Source organism: Candidatus Paracaedibacter acanthamoebae (assembly GCF_000742835.1).
Taxonomy (GTDB): Bacteria; Pseudomonadota; Alphaproteobacteria; order Paracaedibacterales; family Paracaedibacteraceae; genus Paracaedibacter; species Paracaedibacter acanthamoebae.
The window spans coordinates 662,881-683,890 of sequence record NZ_CP008941.1 but is presented as its reverse complement, the minus strand read 5'-3'; the positions used below and the strand labels follow the sequence as shown (position 1 = coordinate 683,890).

The window sequence follows — 21,010 nt, the reverse complement described above, 5'->3', positions numbered from 1 at the left end:
CCCTAAGCTGCATTTCTTTTTGCATAAGCCCGAATACGCTCTTCTAGTTCTGGACGGAAGTGGCGGATTAAACCTTGAACTGGCCACGCGGCTGCATCGCCCAGAGCACAAATAGTGTGTCCTTCAATTTGCCTTGAAATCTCTTCTAACTTATCAATATCGGAAATTTCAGCTTGGCCTTTGACAAGACGTTCCATCATGCGCCACATCCACCCTGTTCCTTCGCGGCACGGTGTACACTGACCACAGCTTTCGTGCATATAAAATTTTGAGAGACGAGCAATTGCCTTAATAACATCCGTCGACTTATCCATGACAATGACAGCCGCTGTTCCCAAACCTGATTTAACTTCTCGCAATGCATCAAAGTCCATAAGAACGGTATCACAAATGTCCTTGGGCAGTAAGGGAACGGAAGATCCGCCTGGAATGATGGCTTTCAAGTTATCCCATCCACCCCGTACACCGCCTGCATGCTTTTCAATAAGTTCCTTGAGGGGAATACTCATGGCTTCTTCCACATTGCAGGGTTTATTAACATGGCCCGAAATACAAAAGATTTTTGTACCTGCATTGTTTGGACGGCCAATGCCCGTAAACCAGTCAGCCCCTCGCCTTAAAATCGTCGGGACAACGGCAATACTTTCAACGTTATTGACGGTGGTTGGACATCCATACAAACCTGCCATGGCTGGAAACGGTGGCTTGAGGCGTGGGAATCCCTTTCGACCTTCAAGACTTTCCAGAAGGGCTGATTCTTCCCCGCATATATAAGCGCCAGCGCCGCGGTGGAGATAAAGGTCAAAATCCCAGCCACTTTTGGCTGCATTTTTACCCAATAAGCCGGCAGCATAAGCTTCATCAATCGCTGCTTGCAAAGCCTCGGCTTCGCGGTAGTATTCACCGCGAATATAGATATAGCAGGCATGGGCATTAATAGCAAAAGAGGCGATGAGCGCTCCCTCAATTAGTTTGTGCGGTTCATTGCGAATGATATCCCGGTCCTTACAGGTCCCTGGTTCAGATTCGTCAGCGTTAATCACCAAATACGATGGACGCGGATCATTCTTAGGCATAAAGGACCATTTTAGGCCAGTGGAAAAGCCGGCCCCGCCGCGACCCCGAAGTCCTGATTTCTTAACTTCTTCAATAACCCACTCTCGGCCTTTGACCATGAAATCCTTTGTCTTGTTCCAGTCGCCGCGTTTTTTAGCACTGGCTAGCGCTGCCGGTTCATATCCATAGAGATTAGTGAAAATTCTGTCCTTATCACTCAGCATCTTTCACCTTCCTTTTGCGAGGAGCCTTTGTTGCTTTAACTTCCAGCCCCTTATCAGATGAGCTTGAGAGGGGTGCCGAACATTGACGTCCTATTTGCGAACCGACTTTAACTTCTTTGCCATTAGCCAAATCATCAATGATCTGCACAAAGGATTCGGGGGTTAAATCTTCAAAGAAGTCATCATTAATTTGAACCACTGGCGCGTTAACACAGGCTCCTAGGCATTCAACTTCAATTAAACTGAACTTGCCATCGGCTGACACACCGCCTTCATCAATATTGAGGCGGTTCATGCATGCTTTTTTTAGATCTGCAGCCCCTCTGAGCCAGCACGGGGTCGTCCCACAAAGTTGAATATGATGTTTGCCAACCGGTTTAAGATTGAACATTGTATAAAAGGCCGCAACTTCATGAACACGAATGGCTGGCATGCCTAGAATTTGTGCAATTTCCTCAATGACCCCTTGAGACACCCACCCGCCATTTTGGCGCTGTCCAATATCAAGGAGAGGAATAACGGCGCTTGCCTGTCGTCCTGCCGGATATTTGGCAATGTGAGCGTTAACTTTTTCCAGGTTTTCAGATGAGAACCTGAAAGCGGGGTGGTTTTCTTTTTGTCGTGCTGTTATTTTTGTCACCGGTCAATCTCTCCAAAAACAATGTCGAGGGATCCAACAATTGCTGTTACGTCAGCCAGCATGTGGCCGCGAGATAGAAAATCTGTTGCTTGTAAGAAAGCAAATCCAGGGGCGCGTATTTTGCAGCGATAGGGGCGATTACTATCATCTGAAATTAAGTAGACCCCAAATTCACCTTTAGGCGCTTCGACAGCTGTGTATACTTCTCCTGCTGGCACGTGAAATCCTTCGGTATAGAGTTTGAAGTGATGGATCAATGATTCCATGGAATGCTTCATCTCTGCCCGGGGTGGGGGTGATATTTTCCGGTCGTCTGTGACTACAGGTCCTGTGGGCATTTTATCAATACATTGTTGCACAAGCTTCACGGATTCCCGTATTTCTGCCATACGTACCAGATAACGGTCATAACAATCGCCAAACTTACCGGTAGGAATATCGAACTCTAACTCCTTATAAACTTCATAGGGTTGAGACTTACGCAAATCCCAGGGTAAGCCGGACGCTCTTAAGACGGGGCCTGTGAATCCCCAATCTAGAGCATCTTGAGCAGAAATTAATCCAATATCCACGGTCCGTTGTTTAAAGATTCGATTTTCAGTCAACAATTCCTCAATATCATCAATAATCTTGGGAAAGGTTTGAGTGAACTGATAAATATCAGCAATCAGCTCGGGCGTCATATCTTGATGAACACCCCCTGGGCGGACATAGGCAGCGTGAAGGCGAGCGCCGCAAACACGCTCGTAGAATTCCATAATTTTTTCACGTTCTTCAAATGCATAAAGCAGCGGCGTAATCGCACCTACGTCCATGGCAAACGTTGTGATATTCAACAAATGATTTGTAATACGCCCAAGTTCTGAAAACAGAACGCGGATATATTGCCCACGGCGCGGAACTTCTAAATTGAGCAATTTTTCTATGCCAAGAATATACGCATGCTCCTGATTCATCGGCGCCACATAATCAAGGCGATCAAAGTAAGGCAGAGCTTGAAGGTACGTTTTATACTCAATAAGTTTTTCTGTGCCGCGATGCAAGAAGCCAATATGAGGATCTGCCCGCTCAACTACTTCACCATCCAGGTCAAGCAAAAGGCGCAAGACACCATGGGTTGCTGGATGTTGCGGACCAAAGTTTAAGGTATAGGTTTTTTTATCACTCATGCTTTAGCCTTCTCATCGCCGGGCAATGGATTATTTTTATGAAGCATTCCTTCCCATGGACTTAGGTAGTCAAAATTGCGAAAATCTTGGGGTAAGGAAACCGGGTTATAGACGACTTTCTTTTTCTCATCGTCATAGGTAACCTCGACATATCCTGTCAAAGGAAAATCTTTGCGCAGAGGGTGACCATCAAATTCATAATCAGTCAATAGGCGGCGTAAATCTGGGTGATCAGAGAAGCGAATCCCATACAGATCATACGTTTCCCGCTCATACCAATTTGCTGCATTAAAAACGCCTGTCACCGATGGAATTTCCATCCCATCAACCAAGGCAACTTTGACACGAATCCTCAAGTTAAGCTGGATACTTAATAAATGATACACAACTCTGAAACGCTTATGGTCATCCGGATAGTCCACGCCACATACATCTAATAAGAGTCTGAATAAGCATTGAGGGTGATCTCTTAAGATTGTCAGAACACGAACGATTGATCCGGCATAGGTTTCAATTGTTAGCTCGTCCTTATCCAGTTTAGCTGTAATTAAGTCAGGTCCTAAAGCTTCTTGAACGACTGTGGTTAGATGGTCTAGTTTTTCCATGCTTTCACCTACAATACAATATTGCCACGACGCCTAATTTTTTGCTGCAACAGTAACAAACCGTACAGCAGACCCTCGGCGGTGGGCGGACAACCGGGCACATACACATCCACAGGCACGATTCGATCGCAACCGCGAGTCACCGAATAGGAGTAATGATAATAACCACCACCATTGGCGCAGCTGCCCATAGATAAAACCCAGCGCGGTTCTGGCATTTGGTCATAAACTTTCCGAAGGGCAGGGGCCATTTTGTTGGTCAGTGTACCGGCCACAATCATTAAGTCTGATTGACGCGGAGAAGGACGAAACAACATGCCAAAACGGTCTAGATCATACCGGCTGGCTGCTGTATGCATCATTTCAACGGCACAACAAGCTAATCCAAAGGTCATCGGCCACAACGATCCTGCCTGTGCCCAGCCCACCACTTTGTCAACTTGGGTTAAAATATAGCCCTTATTGTTAATTTCATCGTTAAGGGTCTGAAACAAAAGTTTCTCATCCAGCATATCTGCGGGTAATGAGTTACGAAGTTCATCATAATTTGTGCGATGGAGATTATTCATTCCCAGTCCAGCGCTCCCTTTCGCCATTCGTAAATAAAACCAACTGTTAAGATGGTTAAGAAAACAAGCATAGAGCAAAACCCTACAAAGCCGATATGGCTGAGAGTAATAGCCCATGGAAATAAGAAAGCAATTTCTAAATCAAAGATGATAAACAAAATAGCGACGAGGTAGAAGCGAACATCAAATTTACTTCGAGCTTCCCCGAAAGGCTCAAACCCGCATTCATAAGAAGAAAGCTTTTCTGGGTCGGGTTTATTTTCTCCGCGAAGCCATGAGATCACAATCAATGCCATGGATAGACCGGCAGCTAACCCAATAAACACTAGGATAGGTAGATAGTTGTTAAGATATCCTTCCATGGTCCCCCGTCTTACTCACCCATAGACTTTTATGTCACAGTACCATGGTTTTTAAACCATTGCACTAGGGTATTTAAAATTTTTTATATCTAAACACCTTGACAGTTAGCCACACCACCTTTTAGATAAAGGATAAGTCTTACTCGTATAAACGGAGAGCCCTGTATGAAGATTCAATTCCACAAAAATGATTTGCCTGCCGATTTAGATCTTGGCAAAATTGTTGCGATCGATACAGAAACCATGGGGTTAAAACCAGCACGCGATCGGTTGTGCCTCGTTCAGTTGTCCGCGGGTGATGGCGTCTGCCATTTAGTGCAAATTGATTCCACCGGTGAGGTTTATCCGGAAAATATGATTGCTTTACTGAATGATGATTCTGTGCAAAAGTTGTTTCATTATGCCCGTTTTGATGTGGCTGTTTTATTGCACACATTTGGCGTTTCTTTAGCAAATATTTATTGCACTAAAATCGCCTCCAAATTGGTTCGTACCTATACAGATAAACATGGCCTGAAAGAGCTCTGTAAAGAATTGCTCAGTGTGGAGATTTCTAAACAAGAGCAAAGTTCTTATTGGGGTGCGGATGAGTTGACCGAAGAGCAAAAGAAATATGCGGCGACTGACGTGCTATATCTTCACAAACTAAAAGATATTTTGGATGAGCGTCTTGAAAAAGAAGGTCGGACAGAATTGGCTCAAGAATGCTTTAGCTTTATTTTGACGCGCGCCTATTTGGATCTGTTGGCGGGTGAGGAATTCGATATTTTCTCTCATTAAAGTTTAATTTTGTATGGTGCAGTGGTATTAAAAGGAAGTCCTTTTCCCGGTCGCTCTTATTCTCACCTTTTCCCAGCCGAAGAGCCGGGAAAGTAGAAGGAAAGAGCAAGCTCGGCCGAGAAAAAGAGCCATCTTTCCGGGCAACCGAAGAGTGACCCGGAAACCATGCCTTGATTTTAAGGATAATCTGACTTTATCCCAATTCGATCTGTTTAAAGCTTGTTAACATCCAGATATAGGAATGGATTCCGGCTCAAGGCCGGAATGAGGGAGAATGCTCCACTATATACTCTCTTTCCGGAGTGGCCGTTTGCCTGGGAAAAAGGCCCTTTTCCGGCCGAAGAGCCGGGAAAGTAGAAGGAAAGAGCAAGCGATGACGTCATTTGCCTTAATTATGATTTAAAGCTTTGACAATTTCTTCGCAAACTTTTTTAGCATCGCCAAGTACCATGAATGTGTTGTCGCGATAGAATAATTCATTGTCCACACCCGCGTAACCAGAGGCTAATGAGCGCTTAACAAAGAATACCGTTTTTGCTTTTTCTACATCCAGGATAGGCATGCCATAAATGGGGGAGGAAGCATCTGTCTTGGCGGCAGGATTGGTAATATCATTGGCACCAATAATAAAGGCCACATCCGTTGTCGCAAAATCAGTGTTGATATCATCAAGCTCTAAAACATCGTCATAGGGAACATTGGCTTCAGCGAGTAAGACATTCATATGTCCAGGCATGCGGCCGGCAACAGGATGAATTGCATAACGAACCTTTATACCTGATTTCTTTAAAATGTCAGCCATTTCCCGCAATGCATGTTGAGCTTGGGCAACGGCCATTCCGTAGCCAGGGACAATAATGGCTGAACGGCTGTTGGAGAGCATAAAGGCTGCATCTTCTGCACTGCTGATCTTGACCGGGCGATCTTGAGTTTCTGACCCCCCAGCGGTAACTGTCGCGCTTGGATCTGTACCGAATCCGCCAAGAATAACATTAAGGATAGAGCGGTTCATTCCCTTGCACATAATATAGCTGAGGATCGCACCAGAGGCCCCTACAAGGGCACCTGTAATAATAAGAAGATGGTTGTTAAGGGTAAAACCAATACCAGCCGCCGCCCAGCCTGAATAGGAGTTGAGCATAGAAACCACCACAGGCATGTCCGCCCCACCAATTGGCAGAATTAATAAGAAACCAAGCCCCAAAGCTGTTAAGGTTAGAAGCCAGAAAAGGGCATAGGATTCCGTCATGACAAAGGCGATGATTAGTAAGATAATCGCGGCACCCAGTAGAGCATTCAGCTGATGCTGTCCCTTAAAGGAAAGTGGTTTGCCACCGATCAAGCCTTGAAGCTTAGCAAAAGCAACCAATGAGCCTGAGAAGGTGATGGCTCCAATAGCGGCGCCTAGCCCCATTTCTGCAAGGCTACCGGCTTTAATGGAGCCTGCAACACCAATTCCATAGGATTGGGGGGAAAACAAGGCTGCGGCTGCCACGAATACAGCTGCTAGACCCACAAAGCTGTGGAATCCTGCAACCAATTGGGGCAGAGCTGTCATTTGAATGCGTTTGGCAATGATAAAGCCAATGGATCCACCAACCACCAATCCCATCAGAATATAGCTATAGCTTGCAATGGCAGGCGACAAAATGGTTGTCAGGATGGCAATAGCCATACCAATTATACCGTACATATTGCCCATACGGGACGTTTTTGCGGATGACAGTCCCCGCAGTGCCATAATAAAGCAGACTGCCGAGATTAAGTAGAGAAACGATGAAAAACTAGTGCTCATTTTAAAACCTCGACCTTATTTACTTTTAGAGAACATGGCGAGCATGCGTTGGGTGACCATAAAGCCACCAAAAATATTGATGGCGGCTAAGGTGACAGCGATAAAACCAAAGATGGCTGAAACGCCTGACTCCAGAGGGCCTGCTGCAATGAGGGCACCCACAATAATGACGCTAGAAATGGCATTGGTAACGGCCATTAAAGGAGAGTGGAGGGCAGGGGTGACTTTCCACACCACATAATATCCAACAAAGCACGCCAGGATGAAAACGGTCAATCCGATCACAAAGGGGTCAGTTGGACTAATTTCTGTAGAATGGGCCATTTGCCTGAGGCTGGCTTCGACCTTTGTTGCATGGTTGTTGATTTCCGTCAGCGCGACTTTAACCTTTTCCATGCGTTCGATAAGAGAGTTGATCTCCATGTTTATCTCCGATTACAAAAAGTTTGGATGGACAATAGCGCCATCATGGGTGAGGCAGCATCCTTTGATGATTTCATCATCAAAATTAACGTCTAGCTCTGCATTGCTATTAACCATGATTTTGAGAAGATTGAAAATATTCCTTCCAAAAACTTGGCTGGCATCAAAACCAATACGGCTGGGAACGTTTGCATGTCCAATAATCTTGACGCCATGCTTCATTACCATTTTATCAAATTCTGCAAGTTCACAGTTTCCACCATTTTCAACAGCCAGATCATAAATTATTGAGCCTTCTTTCATGGATTTAACCATGTTAGCCGTGATCAAAATAGGGGCTGGTTTGCCAGGAATAAGCGCGGTTGTCACCACGATATCTTGGTTCTTAATAACTTCAGCTAGCTTCTCAGATTGGCGACGTTTATAGTCGTCACTCATTTCCTTAGCATAGCCACCGCCACTGTCCCCAGATTCGTCGGCCTCAACCTCAACAAAACTCGCCCCCAGGCTTTCAACCTGTTCTTTGACCGCGGGGCGAACGTCAAAAGCACTAACGACGGCCCCCATACGTTTTGCTGTTGCTATGGCTTGGAGACCGGCAACGCCAGCTCCTAACACAAGGACGCGAGCCGGTGGAATTGTGCCGGCTGCTGTCATCATCATTGGCAGGGCGCGGCCATACTCGGCAGCTGAATCAACAACTGCCTTGTAACCGGCCAAATTGCTTTGGGAGGATAAAACGTCCATGGCTTGGGCGCGGGAGATGCGTGGGATAAGTTCAAGGGCTAAGGCTGTTACCTTTTTCTTAGCCAAGTCTTTCAAAAGCTTGGTGTTTTGATAGGGTTTCATCAGCCCGACAAAAACTGTCCCTTCCTTAATGCCTTTAACCTGATCCATTGAATCAAAGCTAACGACGGTGACAAGATCAACTTTTGCTATATCTTTGGTGGCATCTTTGCTGATTTTAGCGCCCGCCGCAGTATATAAATTATCGGCAATACCCGACGATTTTCCAGCATCTTTTTCAATCAGGACTTCATGGCCTTGATCAACAAGCTTTTTTATAGTTTCAGGAGTGATTGATACTCTGCCTTCATGGGCAGCAGTTTCCTTTAGAACAAGTATTTTCATGGATAGTCATTCAATTGAGTAACAATTAAACTTAGCCTACCATATCAGTTCTTCCAGTTAAAGAGTGTAAGTGTTAAGTCTTATCGCTCAGGATTTAAGAAGGGAATGAGGCACCTTTAAAGGTGCCTCACTTTACTACTAAGTTAAGTGTATTTAGTCCTATTTTAATGGTAATCCAAAAAAGTTATGGAGCATTTGGTAAGCACGGATTTCATATTCTGGCTTATCTGTGAAATGGAATGCAAGATTATAAAATTCTTTCTTGAGTGCTCACAGATTGCCTTTATCAATTTCTGCATAAAGAAAATCATGCACTGCATTCCTAGATTGCTGGTAACCATATAAGCCACGCTTAATGTATAGTAGTTTCCTTTCAGCTGCGTTGATGTTACCCCTATTTACTTCTTGCTCAAGAAGATCCCGCGCGGCAGATTCGTTTTTCTCATAGCCATATCCTCCTTCTGTAAGCGCTTCAAATTTTGTTTCAATTGCCCAAGGGTTATTTTTTCTAATTTCTTCTTCCAATAGGTCATGGGCTGCAGTTTCATTTTTTATATACCCAAACCAACCCTGTCCAACTCCCTTAATCTTCATTATTTTTGCCCATGGGTTGTTTTTATTAATTTCTAATTCAATAAGCTCACCGGCTGCAGCTTCGTTTTTTTCGTACCCATAGCGACCTTTAATCAGCCCTTTCCATTTTTTTTCGATGCCCCACGGCGTGCCTTTAGTAGCTTCTATCTCAATTAAATCATGGGCTGCAATTTCATTTATTGGATATAGATGCGAGCCAGAAAGCAAACCCTCAAGTTTCATTTCCAATGCCCATGGTTTGCTTTTACTAACTTCTCGCTCAAGCAAAGCGTGGGCTGCTTTAACATCAGGGGTATATCCATAATAGCCATGAAGCAGACCTTCAACTTTATTTTTTACAGTAATTTGAATGTTGAGGGCAGCCAGAAATTCAGTCATTTCTTTGCCAAGGTTGATTGAAAATTCTCCAATCTCTTTAGCTTGTTTTATAATGCGAGTAATTATTATGGGGTTTTGCCACTGTTGGAGTAGGTTTAGGTAAGCTTGATAAAATTCTGAATTTTGGTCGGTTATTATCTCATTGAGTATACTTGTTTGGGTAGAAAATGATTGCGAGAAATTTTTATTACCGATAAAAGCGCTAAGCTTAGAGAAGATCTTCGCCGGAAGATGATTCTATTTCACTGCTGACCGCCAGAGTGGTTAGAAATAACGTCCCAACAAAAATGCTACTATAATTCATTATTTAATACCTCTGAGTAATTTTTAATGTTTTAATGTTGCTACATTTAAGATGTTTGTCTAGTTATATTTAAATTATAATAAATTTTTTCTAAACTGGAAGAATTATGAAGAATAGAAGTTTCTGGGCAATTCGATAAATTTGAATTGCTTGGCCACGAAATATCGATCACCATAGGCATATAAGACGGGGGATATTATGAAAAAGCAAAAAGCATTGCTTTGTATCTTAGATGGCTGGGGAATTCGAAATGCGGTCGATTATAACGGCATTGCTTTGGCCCATACCCCGACATGGGATCGTATGTTGTTGCGGTATCCTCACTCTCAATTGACAGCGTCCGAGACAAGTGTTGGCCTGCCCCAGGGGCAGATGGGAAATTCTGAGGTTGGTCATACGACCATAGGTAGCGGGCGCGTCGTCATGCAAGAACTGCCTCGGATCGATCATGCTATTGAAAATAATTTTATCCCTGAGATGCCTGCTTGGCAGAACTTTATCTTTAAAGCGTCTCATGCCAAGGGGGTAGTTCATGTGATGGGGCTCCTCTCTGACGGCGGCGTTCATTCCTATCAAGACCATATTATTTATTTGGCAAAGCAATTAGTCGCAGCTGGTTTGAGTGTTAAGGTTCATGCCTGGTTGGATGGCCGAGATACGCCCCCCACCTCGGCAATTGGCTATATCAAAAGCTTTATGCAGGCAACATCTCGATTAGACATCGAACTCGTGACCATAGGCGGTCGCTATTTTGGTATGGATCGGGATAAGCGGTGGGATCGAATTGAGACAGCTGTTAAAGTCATGGGAGAAGGGGATGGAAAATTATTTGCAGATCCCATCGATTTTATCAATAAAATGTATAAAAAAGGAATTCATGACGAGTTCATAGAGCCGCATAAGGCCTATGGTTATAATGGAATCCAGCCAGGGGATAGCCTTTTGGCTGCAAATTTCAGAGCAGATCGAGTACGTCAGATTCTGAGTGTTATACTAAAAAAATATAATTTTTCGGCAACTTTAGGAATGGTTGAATACTCTGCTGAGTTAACGCCTTTGATTCCTGCTTTATTTGCAAAGCAAGAAATTAAAAATACATTGGGGGAACTTGTTTCTCGCGCTGGTTTAACCCAATTAAGGGTAGCAGAAACAGAAAAGTATGCTCATGTGACTTTCTTTCTAAATGGGGGACGTGAAGATGTCTATCCTGGTGAAAATCGCCACCTCATTCAATCGCCGCAAGTGGCTACCTATGATTTAAAGCCGGAAATGTCTGCTCATGAGCTAACAGATTTTCTAGTGAGCGATATTGAAAGTGGCCAACATGATTTGATTGTTTGCAATTATGCTAACCCTGATATGGTTGGGCATACGGGCGTACAGGAGGCAATCATCAAGGCTGTGGAGACAATCGATACCTGTTTACATCGCCTTGAAGCAGCTGCCATTAGTAATGGTTATCAGATGATTGTTACAGCGGATCATGGGAATGTGGAGGTTATGGTCGATCAGTCAACAGGACAACCTCATACGGCCCACACCTTAAATCCTGTACCATTTGTGCTGATTAATAATGATCAGGTGAAGCAAGTGTTGGCTGGGGGGCTGGAGGATATTGCGCCGACAGTTTTAACACTGATGGGACTTCATCCAGCGTTAGAAATGACAGGTAAGGTATTGATTGAAAAATAAGTTTCAGTCATGCTGATAACAGAGGATATTTGACTGAGACTGTTTGTGATGAGTCTACGTACGCCGTGTGCCCTTCTTTTAATATCAAGCTGTCTGCTAGCGGGTTGTTGGGGTGACAAGAAACCAAAGTCCCCCCCATCTTTTGATAATGATCCTTTATTTAAAGAAGTTATTACGCTCGTTCAAGAAAAGTATATAAAAGAGCCTGATCTTAATAAGATGCGGATGGGGGCTCTGAGTGGTATGCTGAGTGCACTCGATAGTTACTCTGCTTATTTACCACCGGATAGTTATGAAGCCTTAGCTGATTCGACGGATGGCGAATTTGGTGGTATTGGGGTTGAGGTGTATCCAGTAGAAAGTGGAGTCAAAGTTATCAGTGCAATTGACGATACACCAGCTGCTAAAGCAGGCTTGCAAGCGGGTGATATTATTGTTGCTATTGATGATAAACCTACATTCACCATGACTTACTCAGAAATCATCAGTTCTTTGCATGGCAGTCCCCAGACAGCCATAAAAATTACGGTTCAGCGAGGAGAAGAGGAAGTCGATTTCTCCATTGAACGGCGTACTGTTGTTATCAATCCTGTCAAGCTGATCATTAAGGACGGCATTGCTTATCTTAGAATTAGCTATTTTAATCATATGGTTGCAAGCCGTCTCCAAGAAGCGATCGAGACACTACAAAAATCTAAAGCTGATATCATTGGTATCGTTCTGGATTTACGCAATAATCCCGGCGGTGTGATGGAGCAAGCCGTTAAGACAGTCGGATATTTCATCAAGTCAGGTATTGTTACCCAAGTTATAGATCGCAGTCAGAAAATTAAAACCATTAAAGCTGAAGAAGCTGTAACTTTTCCCGATATTCCCGTGGTTGTTATCATTAACAACGGCTCAGCCTCAGCTTCTGAGATTGTTGCCTCTGCCCTTAAGTATCATGAGCGTGCTATTATTCTTGGCAAAAGGTCCCACGGTAAAGGATCAGTCCAAAGCGTCTTTCCTATCCCTGGCAGTGGTGGGGTTAAGTTGACAACAGCACGGTTTTTGACCCCCGCCGGGGAAGAATTAAATGGTAAAGGTATCCAGCCTGATATCACCGTGGATTCTCCGTCAACCATGCTCAATGTTAGTTTATTTTCGCCTAAGGGAATTAATGATGACGATGTTCAGCTAAATCGCTCGTTTGAAATTCTTAAAAGCATTGCCTCGATGAAGAGGTGGAAACAGTGAAGCTCGATGGCCCCTTAAAGTTGTTAAGTGCTCTTAAAAAAGGATTGAGAGAGATCCCTCATACCTTTAAATTGCTGTGGTCAGTGCTATCATTAAAACAATCCAAGAAAAAAAATATTGTGGGGCATGTCAGCCGGAAAATCGCCCCTAATAAGCCTAAGCAAATTGGTATCAATGACGTGAAGGGAATTTCTTCTCGTCGAATTGCCTTTATGATCATTCTGCTTTTTATTTTATTGGCCGCAACTTCTGCTTTGTTATGGCACAAATTAACAGTGGTTTCGAATTACTATGCGTCTGACACTATCGCCACTGATACCCTGTCTGAAAAAGAGAAAAAAGAACCTGCCAAAGCATCAAGGCCAGTTGATGTCAAAGAGGTTGAAACTAAACAATCAAGCTCAAGTTTCCTGCCGGCCCCCACTTTCCCTCAGCCAAAGTCGCAGGAAAAGAAAGAACCGGTTGTTGAGAAAATTCTTGAAGCAGTCCCGATAGAAGAAACTAAGCCTCATCCTAAGAAGCTAGTGGAGACGGGGGCTTCATCAATTGTCCGGTTAAAAAAGCAGCCTTACGCCACTCTCACTAATACGGTGATAGATACAATTAACCCTCAGTTTTTGCTGGAAAATCCCGTGACCTCTAATCAGCAGGTATCAATTATTGTCAGCGGTTTAGGGCTTAATACAAAAATTTCCGATGCGGTTGTTGATCAACTTCCGACAACAATCACTCTTGCTGTTAGTCCTTACACGGTGAATATTGATAATTTTATAGAAATATTAAAGCTTCAAGGCTTTGACGTTTTAATGGGGTTGTTGTTAGAGGATGGAAAAGCGGATGTGGATCTCGGATGGTTGACGTTACGGGCAAAATCCACAAAAGAAAATAAGGAAAAATTATTAAATCAGTATTTAGATCTGTCGAGAAACTGTACGGGATTTTATGCCGAAGCGGGACATTTGTTTCTAAAATCATATTCTGATGTGGTGGAATTTTTGGAACTGATTACGTCTCAAAAAAACTTTATTATTGCACCACCCGATGTGTTGATGAACCAATTTCACAAGGCGGCGGCTCAATCCCGAGCAAACTATGCCGGTGTCACCTTATTATCGCCAGATGTCGCTTTATCATCTGAATTTATTTCCTTTGTAAAACGCACAGGATATGGGATACTTGCTTTTGATGTTAATACCGACGGTGTTGCAGAAAAAATTATTCAATGGATTAAAATCCTGTCCGAGAATAAGATTCGTGTTGTGCCCATATCAGATTTACTTCAGGACGAGAGAAGTGACATCAAATCTAATCAATAATACAATTCTTACTCATGATCCATTTTACCGCCTTGGGGTGGGAATGATGATTGTCAATTACAGTGGTAAGGTGTTGATTTGTCAACGGGCGGATATGTCAAAAACCAATTATGCAGAAGCCTGGCAAATGCCGCAAGGGGGCATTGATTTTGGTGAGGATCCTTACGCGGCTGCTTTAAGAGAACTGAAGGAAGAGATTGGTACCTGCCACGTATCCCTGATTGCGGAAACGAAGGACTGGCTGAGTTATGATTTTCCGGAACCCTTGGCAAAAACATTATGGGGTGGACGGTTTGTTGGCCAAAAGCAAAAATGGTTTCTGTTTCGGTACGAGGGATATGAAAGCGATATTAATCTAAATACCCCTCATCCAGAATTTATTGACTTTAAATGGGTAGAGTCTTATGAGTTACCAGATTTAATTGTCGATTTCAAAAAAGATCTTTATCGCAACATTGTTCATTATTTTACACCCATCCTGCAATCCATAAAGAATCAGTTTCTTAGTAAATAATAGACATCAAATTACAGTTTATGCTCATCTATTTCGAGCCACATTGCATTTAAAATTGCAAAAGTACAGGCTAATCCTAGCCCAAGAATCCAAGAAAAATACCACATATTAGCTCTCCTAATAGCTGTTTATATCTTCTGATAAGCTTTTGTTGGTGACTTTGCCGGCTAAAACTCGGTAAGCCCATGTTGTATAGCCCACAATGATTGGCAGAAATATTGTTGTGGCGCATAACATAATGAATAAGGTCATTCGACTAGAAGATGCATCCCAGATTGTTAAGCTGCTGCGCGGATCATAAGATGAGGGAATAATGAAGGGATAGAGGCTTAAGCCAACGGTTGCTATAATACCAAAAATCGCAGAAGCACTCAGGATAAAGGCTGATTTTAACTGATCACGCATTTTGCCATGCCAGGATAAGAGTGTGGCCACAAAACCTAGGGCAGGCGCTGCGATCATCCAGGAATACTCATCATAATTTTTAACCCACGCGCCTAATTCTGAAACAACAGACTTGGCAAGTGGATTAGCGGCTGCGTTAGCTACAAAATCGGATGAAATTTTATATCCTTCTAAACTGGAGGCTACATATAGTCCTGCTAGGGCGAATAATCCCAATGTTATTAATGTTGTCCAATTAACAACTTTTAAGGCGCGGCTGGAGAGGGGATTTTCAGTTTTTATGGCGAGATATAAAGCCCCATGATGGATAAGCATTGAAGCACTGACACCGCCACACATTAGGGTAAAGGGCGTAAAGAGGTCCCAGAAGGAACCAATATAATGGGGCATCATTTGTTGATCGATATAAAAGGGGACGCCTTCTATGACATTACCGACAGCAACGCCAAAGACAAGAGCGGGAACAATTCCCCCGGTAAATATCCCCCAATCCCAAATCGTTCGCCATGTGGGGTGGGTCAGTTTGCTTCTAAATTTGAAACCCACTGGGCGGATAATTAAGGCGGCTAAAACTAAAAACATGGCACAGTAAAAGCCTGAGAATGCAACGGCATAAATCATGGGCCAGGCTGCAAAAATGGCACCAGCGCCAAGAATCAACCAGACTTGGTTGCCTTCCCAAACTGGCCCAACAGTATTAATAATAATGCGACGATCCCCATCTGTCTTACCAACAAATGGCAAAAGAGCAGCAACGCCCATATCAAAACCATCCATAATGGCAAAACCAATTAAAAGGACACCAAGAAGTACCCACCAGATAAGTTTTAATGTGTCAAAGTCAAATGGAATCGGCATAATTTTACCTCTGGTTTACAATGTCTGGGCCAATTTTAATATATTTGCGCATGAGATATAGATCGATAACTAATAGCGTTGTATAGAACAAAACAAAACCGCTAAGAGAGAATAAGACTTGTTCTTTAGAGACACTTGATACCCCTAAAAAGGTTGGCATAATTCCTTCAATCGCCCAGGGTTGCCGTCCATATTCGGCGACTACCCATCCAAGTTCTGCGGCTATCCATGGCAAAGGCAAGCTTAACATCGCTAATTTAAGAAAGAGTTCATGACTATGAATGTCACGGCGTGTAGAACGATAAAAGGCATAACCAAACAACAGAATAAAGTAGAATCCAAGTCCGACCATAATCCGAAAAGACCAGAATAGGACAGGGACATTCGGAATGGTTGAATTCGCCGCTTTGTCAATGACTTCGGAGGACGCTGTAGCTGGATTATCAACAAACCGTTTAACCAGTAAGCCATAGCCTAAATTTTGTTGGTTATCTGCGAATATTTTCTGAGCAACTTCATCTGTTTTATTTAATCGTAATTGTTGTAAGGCTTTATAAGCCTCAATGCCACTGGCAATGCGGGACTTGGCTTCTTCAACTAACTCACGGATTCCTGGAACTTCTTGGGTAAAAGAGCGAGTGGCGATGAGTCCTAAAGCCCACGGAACCTTAATTTCAAAGTAAGTCTTATGATCATTTAAGCTTGGAAGGCCGAAGAGAGTGAATCCTGCTGGAGCGGGCTCTGTTTCCCACATGGCTTCCATAGCAGCCAGTTTCATCTTTTGATTTTCTGAGGCTGTATACCCACTTTCATCACCTAAAACAACAACGGATAAAGCGGAAGCAAGGCCAAAGCTTGCCGCAACAGCGATGGACCGTTTTGCAATATCAACGTGTTTCTGTTTTAAGAGATAATAGGCGCTAATCGATAAGACAAACATGGACCCAGTGACATAACCAGCACTGACGGTGTGAACAAATTTACATTGGGCCACAGGATTAAAAAATACGTCATAAAAAGATGTTAATTCCATGCGCATGGATTCTGTGTTGAATGCCGACCCGACCGGGTTTTGCATCCAAGCATTCGCCACCAAAATCCATAAGGCTGAAAAATTAGTGCCTAAGGCCAATAGCCACGTGCAAAGAAGATGCTGGACTTTTGTCAATTTGTTCCAACCAAAGAAAAACAATCCAATAAAGGTTGCCTCAAGGAAAAACGCCATTAAGCCTTCGATGGCAAGCAGAGAGCCAAAAATATCGCCCACATAATGGGAATAGTAAGCCCAATTCGTCCCAAATTGAAATTCCATCGTGATGCCGGTGGCAACCCCCATAGCAAAGTTAATGCCGAAAAGGACACCCCAAAATTTCGTCATGGTGCGCCAAATTTCTTTGCCTGTCATGACATAGACGCTTTCCATGATGGCAAGGATAAGGGATAAACCTATGGTTAGGGGAACAAATAAAAAGTGATAAAGGGCGGTCACAGCAAATTGTAATCGAGATAAATCAACAATAGTTTCCATAGCTAGCTCATAAATAATTTGTGTTGCACAAGATCTGTGTTGATGGTGATGCGATTCTCTTTAGGAAAGAGGCAATGAGCCATCAACGTGACTAAGACGATTTTGATGACAAGAATGACGCCCAAATGTAAGAAATATTGACGCATATTGAATCACACGTTCTTGATAATGTTTTATTGTAGTCACACTTTTAAGGGGAGTTATAGTGTAGCATTGTCGCAGTTAAGGCGTAGTTAATGGTGTGATTGTTGACGGGTGCTTCTTGAGCACTTTTTTCCTTTTTGCGGCCGGAGCATCGCGAAGTACCGAGAACTCGAGCTGATAAGTGATGATTTATGTGATTTCGAGATTCCAGATCGCGCTGCATTTGTCCGGAAAAAGAAGGAGATTGGTGAAAATGTCATAAAAAACTTTCTTTTCCCGGCCGCAGAGCCGGGAACTCGAGCTTGCAAGGAATGACTCATGGGATTCCGAGACTCCCTGTCAAGCCAGGGAAAGTCTTTTCCTTAAAGGCACGCTAAGTCAAGTTTGCAAAAGAGAAAGAGTGGAAATCACTGTGAGAATCTTTTTCTGCAACATACTTTACTATTAATATGATAGAGGTTGATGTCAGAAAAAAATTAGCCTTAAGAGATAATTCAGTTGACGTTTGTTAAAGTTTTGGGCAATAAATAGAGTATATTTAGTGAGAGCTAAATCGTGGAAGGGTGGCTGAGCGGTTGAAAGCACCGGTCTTGAAAACCGGCAAGGGGGCAACTCCTTCGTGGGTTCGAATCCCACCCCTTCCGCCACGTTTAACCCGGAATTTTTTCAAGGTGTAAAGCGAAGCGTACCTTGAAAAGATTCTGGGGCAGGCGTAGGATTGAGTGAAGATGAGAAGCTAGAATGGGTTCGACAGGGAGCGGTTAATGAAGCTTAATGCTTTAGCATAAGCTGAGTCCGCCAGATGCAACACGGTACGTGTAATCCCATCATTTCCTACATCCGGACCATTAAAATCTCGAATTTTTGAGATGAGGTTCTGTTAGCCCTCGCCATTTATTACGGAACGTAGCGCAGCCTGGTAGCGCACTACTCTGGGGGGGTAGGGGTCGTGGGTTCAAATCCCGCCGTTCCGACCAATTTCAAAAAACTATTTAATAAGATCTAAAAAATTAACTATTTTACCCAAGCTTAATAAACGGTGGGTAAACCATCGGGCCATAATTTTATTTTGTGAGTTTACTCTTCCCTCACCAGGGTGGGTGCAGAAAGTTGGCTAATGGTGGGGGCTTAAAAAAACAATTTTTCAAAATACCTGCATAATATTAGAAAAGCCATGGCTATAGCCATGGCTCTTTTTTATTGATACTTCAAGAGTTTTTCATCATATTTGAGGTTCACTATAGCGATCCAGATACTTATCGGCTTTTTCAAAGTATTCATCAAAATAGCCTTCAATATAGCCGTCCGGAGGCAGATATACTGCCTCTAAGTCTCTGCCGATACGAGAACTTAACGATGAATTAAGATCCTCTAGGATAGGCCCAAAGGTTGAGCTGTCTTGAGAACAAAGAGCAATAAAAGTGGATAAATAGAAAGCATTTTTTGCCCGGGGGCTAGACTTTGTCCTGAAAGTTAGATGCCTAAGTAGAGGGGAAAGTGATGGTAATCTTATCTTTTTATGATCTGTCCTGACTTTAGCATAAACTTTTACTAATGACTGTACAGTATCAGTACGTATAAAAGACCAGCCTATCCCATGGGTATGAGTCGCTATCCTATGCTCTGACGGGTGAGAAAAGGAATGGTAGAAGTTAACGTTATTATCATCGGGACACCTCTCAAGCGGGCACCACCCCATAGGACTTTGGTGGAAGGCATCAATTAATTTTTCTATACCTTTTTCAAAAGAAAGCTTCCCTTTATCTTGTTGCGCCCATAAATCTAGAGCTACATGCATAAGGCTTTGAAAAAAAGATAGCGTCTTTAAACATTTATCATCTGGAGTATCCTCACAGTAAAAATATGCGCAGAAGCAACGGCAGAGTCCTGCTTGGAAAAAAGAATTGGCTTTAGTATCTCTATCTTCTAAATTAGATATAATGGGCATCCTGTAAGGAAAAGTCGGCAGGCCAAAATATTTTCGGTTCTCTCTCAAAGCGTTGGGGAGGTAAATATCTATCTAGCGCATAAAGTCGACTTAAAAACAATTGAGACCGCCAATCGCCGCTCCAGTTTTTTTCTATAAATTCCGCTGTTTCTTTTATGTATTGATTATCATTAACGCAATCTATGGCTTTAATAAAAACAGTTAATGCTTCCTTTTTGTCTTGCGAGGATAAAATTTCTAAGGAGTTTTGTAATTGCTTACATAATCTTAAAAATTCACTTTCTTTTCTTGGGGAGATGGCATCCAGATCCATATATTCTTCTTTGATTTTGTTAGAAGGATAATTTTGGAGGAAATAAAGAAGAGCGTGACCGTTGCCTTTTTCCACAGCCATCCGAAGCCATTTATTGTTTATGCATCCGTCAAATTGTATTTTTAAATTTCTTTTTTTTATCTCATACAGGTCCTTTTGTAACGCATGTTTTTGAGTTTTGGATTTTTGGGTGACTTCTTCATATTTTTGAATAAGCCGTGGCAGTAAGATTTTATGGCGTGCTATACCGACAGCTGTCAAGGCTTCTCCGTCTTCTTCTCGTAGTTTGTCCTTTAAAATATCAATTGTTTTAATGCTAGTGTGTTTTGTCGCTTCCTCAAAGCAAGGGTTAATGCTCGCAGCAACTTCATAACCGCCGCTCGATACTTCGCTTAATACCTTTAACGTTTCCCAGTTAAGGTAACTCGCAATATGCAGTTTAACTTCTAAGGGAATAGGGGTACCATTTTTTGTGACAGCATCTTTTCTAAAAAAGTCTGGGAGGAATTTCTTACTGATGAACTTACAAGCATAGTGGATTCAATTTTGAGCAGCTAAGAGCTTTTTCCCAGCTAGTGCCTGGGTAATGGGGTTTTATGCATTTAAAGCTGTTTGAGATTCGCTAATTTTCTTCCAATAGTTAGCAATCTCACTTCCTTTAGTTAGGTGTCGGAGCTTTTTCTCAATTTTTGACTTTGTTTTAGCATCTAAGCGTTCCGTTCTAGACCGTTTTTGGAGCGGGAGTTCTTGTTCGTCCCTGACAGCCTGTTCGAATTTTTGTTTGCGGCTACCAGCAGGTTCTAATTCCATTACCTTCCCAGTTTCAGGCTCCATTGACAAAACGCCTGTTGTTATAGACAGTAGAAGGATTAATAGTCTCATATCGATTTATCCTTTATTTAGTTTTAAAAGAAGGAAACTAGACAATTAAAATCCAAGCTTCTCTTTCATTAGCTTTATATATAAGGATATATTCTTTAATTTACAATTTATTCAGGCAGCCCTAACGAAAAAACTAAATAATCC

General features: G+C 42.8%; 23 protein-coding genes and 2 tRNA genes. 7 read left to right on the top strand and 18 right to left on the bottom strand.

Features of this window, described 5'->3' with window-relative positions; genetic code table 11:
* Positions 1–2: 2 nt before the first annotated feature.
* From nuoF to ID47_RS03055, 6 genes are read right to left on the bottom strand one after another with little or no spacing between them, the layout of a single operon-like run.
* Positions 3–1,280 (bottom strand): NADH-quinone oxidoreductase subunit NuoF, encoded by a 1,278-nt coding sequence (nuoF, locus tag ID47_RS03080; RefSeq protein WP_038463727.1) that lies wholly within the window; start codon positions 1,278–1,280, stop codon positions 3–5.
* A complete protein-coding gene (nuoE, locus tag ID47_RS03075) occupies positions 1,270–1,920 on the bottom strand; it encodes an NADH-quinone oxidoreductase subunit NuoE (protein ID WP_156956626.1) in 651 nt (216 codons plus the stop codon). The genes nuoF and nuoE overlap by 11 nt, the downstream gene beginning before the upstream one ends.
* Entirely contained in the window at positions 1,917–3,089 is a 1,173-nt protein-coding gene (locus ID47_RS03070) for an NADH-quinone oxidoreductase subunit D (RefSeq protein WP_038463724.1), read from the bottom strand. Before ID47_RS03070 ends, nuoE begins: the two co-directional genes overlap by 4 nt.
* Positions 3,086–3,694: an NADH-quinone oxidoreductase subunit C gene (locus ID47_RS03065; RefSeq protein WP_038463721.1), complete on the bottom strand. Its 609-nt coding sequence runs from the start codon at positions 3,692–3,694 to the stop codon at positions 3,086–3,088. Before ID47_RS03065 ends, ID47_RS03070 begins: the two co-directional genes overlap by 4 nt.
* An 8-nt stretch (positions 3,695–3,702) precedes the next feature.
* Complete coding sequence (locus ID47_RS03060) at positions 3,703–4,206, bottom strand: NuoB/complex I 20 kDa subunit family protein (protein WP_038466984.1); 504 nt, start codon at positions 4,204–4,206, stop codon at positions 3,703–3,705.
* Between the two features lie 53 nt (positions 4,207–4,259).
* Positions 4,260–4,625 carry an NADH-quinone oxidoreductase subunit A gene (locus tag ID47_RS03055; RefSeq protein ID WP_038463718.1) on the bottom strand — a complete coding sequence of 122 codons (366 nt, stop codon included), beginning with the start codon at positions 4,623–4,625 and terminating at the stop codon, positions 4,260–4,262.
* Positions 4,626–4,790: 165 nt separating this feature from the next.
* Between ID47_RS03055 and ID47_RS03050 the strand changes: the two genes are divergently transcribed.
* Complete coding sequence (locus ID47_RS03050) at positions 4,791–5,405, top strand: ribonuclease D (protein WP_038463715.1); 615 nt, start codon at positions 4,791–4,793, stop codon at positions 5,403–5,405.
* Between the two features lie 388 nt (positions 5,406–5,793).
* Here ID47_RS03050 and ID47_RS03045 read toward each other — a convergent pair whose 3' ends face one another.
* The 4 genes from ID47_RS03045 to ID47_RS03030 form a co-directional block, all read right to left on the bottom strand.
* Positions 5,794–7,200, bottom strand: coding sequence for an NAD(P)(+) transhydrogenase (Re/Si-specific) subunit beta (locus ID47_RS03045; protein ID WP_038463712.1), 1,407 nt, complete (start codon positions 7,198–7,200; stop codon positions 5,794–5,796).
* Positions 7,201–7,215: 15 nt separating this feature from the next.
* Entirely contained in the window at positions 7,216–7,623 is a 408-nt protein-coding gene (locus ID47_RS03040; RefSeq protein WP_038463709.1) for an NAD(P) transhydrogenase subunit alpha part 2, read from the bottom strand.
* 12 nt (positions 7,624–7,635) lie between these two features.
* Positions 7,636–8,754: a Re/Si-specific NAD(P)(+) transhydrogenase subunit alpha gene (locus ID47_RS03035; RefSeq protein WP_038463706.1), complete on the bottom strand. Its 1,119-nt coding sequence runs from the start codon at positions 8,752–8,754 to the stop codon at positions 7,636–7,638.
* A 270-nt stretch (positions 8,755–9,024) separates the two neighbouring features.
* Positions 9,025–9,726, bottom strand: coding sequence for a hypothetical protein (locus ID47_RS03030; RefSeq protein WP_038463704.1), 702 nt, complete (start codon positions 9,724–9,726; stop codon positions 9,025–9,027).
* 502 nt (positions 9,727–10,228) lie between these two features.
* On the opposite strand from ID47_RS03030, the gene gpmI reads away from it, so the two are divergent.
* The 4 genes from gpmI to ID47_RS03010 are packed head-to-tail and all read left to right on the top strand — an operon-like array spanning position 10,229 to position 14,788.
* Positions 10,229–11,722: a 2,3-bisphosphoglycerate-independent phosphoglycerate mutase gene (gpmI, locus tag ID47_RS03025; RefSeq protein WP_038463701.1), complete on the top strand. Its 1,494-nt coding sequence runs from the start codon at positions 10,229–10,231 to the stop codon at positions 11,720–11,722.
* 48 nt (positions 11,723–11,770) lie between these two features.
* Positions 11,771–12,958, top strand: coding sequence for a S41 family peptidase (locus ID47_RS03020; RefSeq protein ID WP_051908493.1), 1,188 nt, complete (start codon positions 11,771–11,773; stop codon positions 12,956–12,958).
* Complete coding sequence (locus ID47_RS03015) at positions 12,955–14,274, top strand: divergent polysaccharide deacetylase family protein (protein ID WP_038463699.1); 1,320 nt, start codon at positions 12,955–12,957, stop codon at positions 14,272–14,274. The genes ID47_RS03020 and ID47_RS03015 overlap by 4 nt, the downstream gene beginning before the upstream one ends.
* Complete coding sequence (locus tag ID47_RS03010; RefSeq protein WP_075261552.1) at positions 14,252–14,788, top strand: RNA pyrophosphohydrolase; 537 nt, start codon at positions 14,252–14,254, stop codon at positions 14,786–14,788. The genes ID47_RS03015 and ID47_RS03010 overlap by 23 nt, the downstream gene beginning before the upstream one ends.
* An 11-nt stretch (positions 14,789–14,799) precedes the next feature.
* On the opposite strand, the gene cydX is transcribed toward ID47_RS03010, so the two are convergent.
* Genes cydX through ID47_RS13140 form a run of 5 tightly spaced genes read right to left on the bottom strand, consistent with a single transcriptional unit; the run spans position 14,800 to position 17,946 of the window.
* On the bottom strand, positions 14,800–14,895 hold the full coding sequence (gene cydX / locus ID47_RS12295; protein WP_038463696.1) for a cytochrome bd-I oxidase subunit CydX: 96 nt from the start codon (positions 14,893–14,895) through the stop codon (positions 14,800–14,802).
* 10 nt (positions 14,896–14,905) lie between these two features.
* Complete coding sequence (gene cydB / locus ID47_RS03000) at positions 14,906–16,051, bottom strand: cytochrome d ubiquinol oxidase subunit II (RefSeq protein ID WP_038463693.1); 1,146 nt, start codon at positions 16,049–16,051, stop codon at positions 14,906–14,908.
* 4 nt (positions 16,052–16,055) lie between these two features.
* Entirely contained in the window at positions 16,056–17,579 is a 1,524-nt protein-coding gene (locus ID47_RS02995) for a cytochrome ubiquinol oxidase subunit I (protein ID WP_038463690.1), read from the bottom strand.
* A gap of 2 nt (positions 17,580–17,581) precedes the next feature.
* Positions 17,582–17,725, bottom strand: coding sequence for a hypothetical protein (locus tag ID47_RS12790; RefSeq protein ID WP_156956624.1), 144 nt, complete (start codon positions 17,723–17,725; stop codon positions 17,582–17,584).
* A gap of 44 nt (positions 17,726–17,769) precedes the next feature.
* A complete protein-coding gene (locus tag ID47_RS13140) occupies positions 17,770–17,946 on the bottom strand; it encodes a hypothetical protein (protein WP_198022331.1) in 177 nt (58 codons plus the stop codon).
* A 334-nt stretch (positions 17,947–18,280) separates the two neighbouring features.
* On the opposite strand from ID47_RS13140, the gene ID47_RS02985 reads away from it, so the two are divergent.
* A tRNA-Ser gene (locus tag ID47_RS02985) sits at positions 18,281–18,370 on the top strand.
* 253 nt (positions 18,371–18,623) lie between these two features.
* Positions 18,624–18,700 (top strand) — tRNA-Pro (locus tag ID47_RS02980).
* 245 nt (positions 18,701–18,945) lie between these two features.
* Here ID47_RS02980 and ID47_RS02975 read toward each other — a convergent pair.
* The 3 genes from ID47_RS02975 to ID47_RS02965 form a co-directional block, all read right to left on the bottom strand.
* Positions 18,946–19,521 carry a hypothetical protein gene (locus ID47_RS02975; RefSeq protein ID WP_156956623.1) on the bottom strand — a complete coding sequence of 192 codons (576 nt, stop codon included), beginning with the start codon at positions 19,519–19,521 and terminating at the stop codon, positions 18,946–18,948.
* Between the two features lie 133 nt (positions 19,522–19,654).
* Positions 19,655–20,245 (bottom strand): hypothetical protein, encoded by a 591-nt coding sequence (locus ID47_RS02970; RefSeq protein ID WP_038463681.1) that lies wholly within the window; start codon positions 20,243–20,245, stop codon positions 19,655–19,657.
* 333 nt (positions 20,246–20,578) lie between these two features.
* The gene (locus tag ID47_RS02965) at positions 20,579–20,866 is read right to left on the bottom strand and encodes a hypothetical protein (RefSeq protein WP_038463677.1); all 288 of its coding nucleotides are present in this window, start codon (positions 20,864–20,866) and stop codon (positions 20,579–20,581) included.
* Between the last annotated feature and the right edge of the window lie 144 nt (positions 20,867–21,010).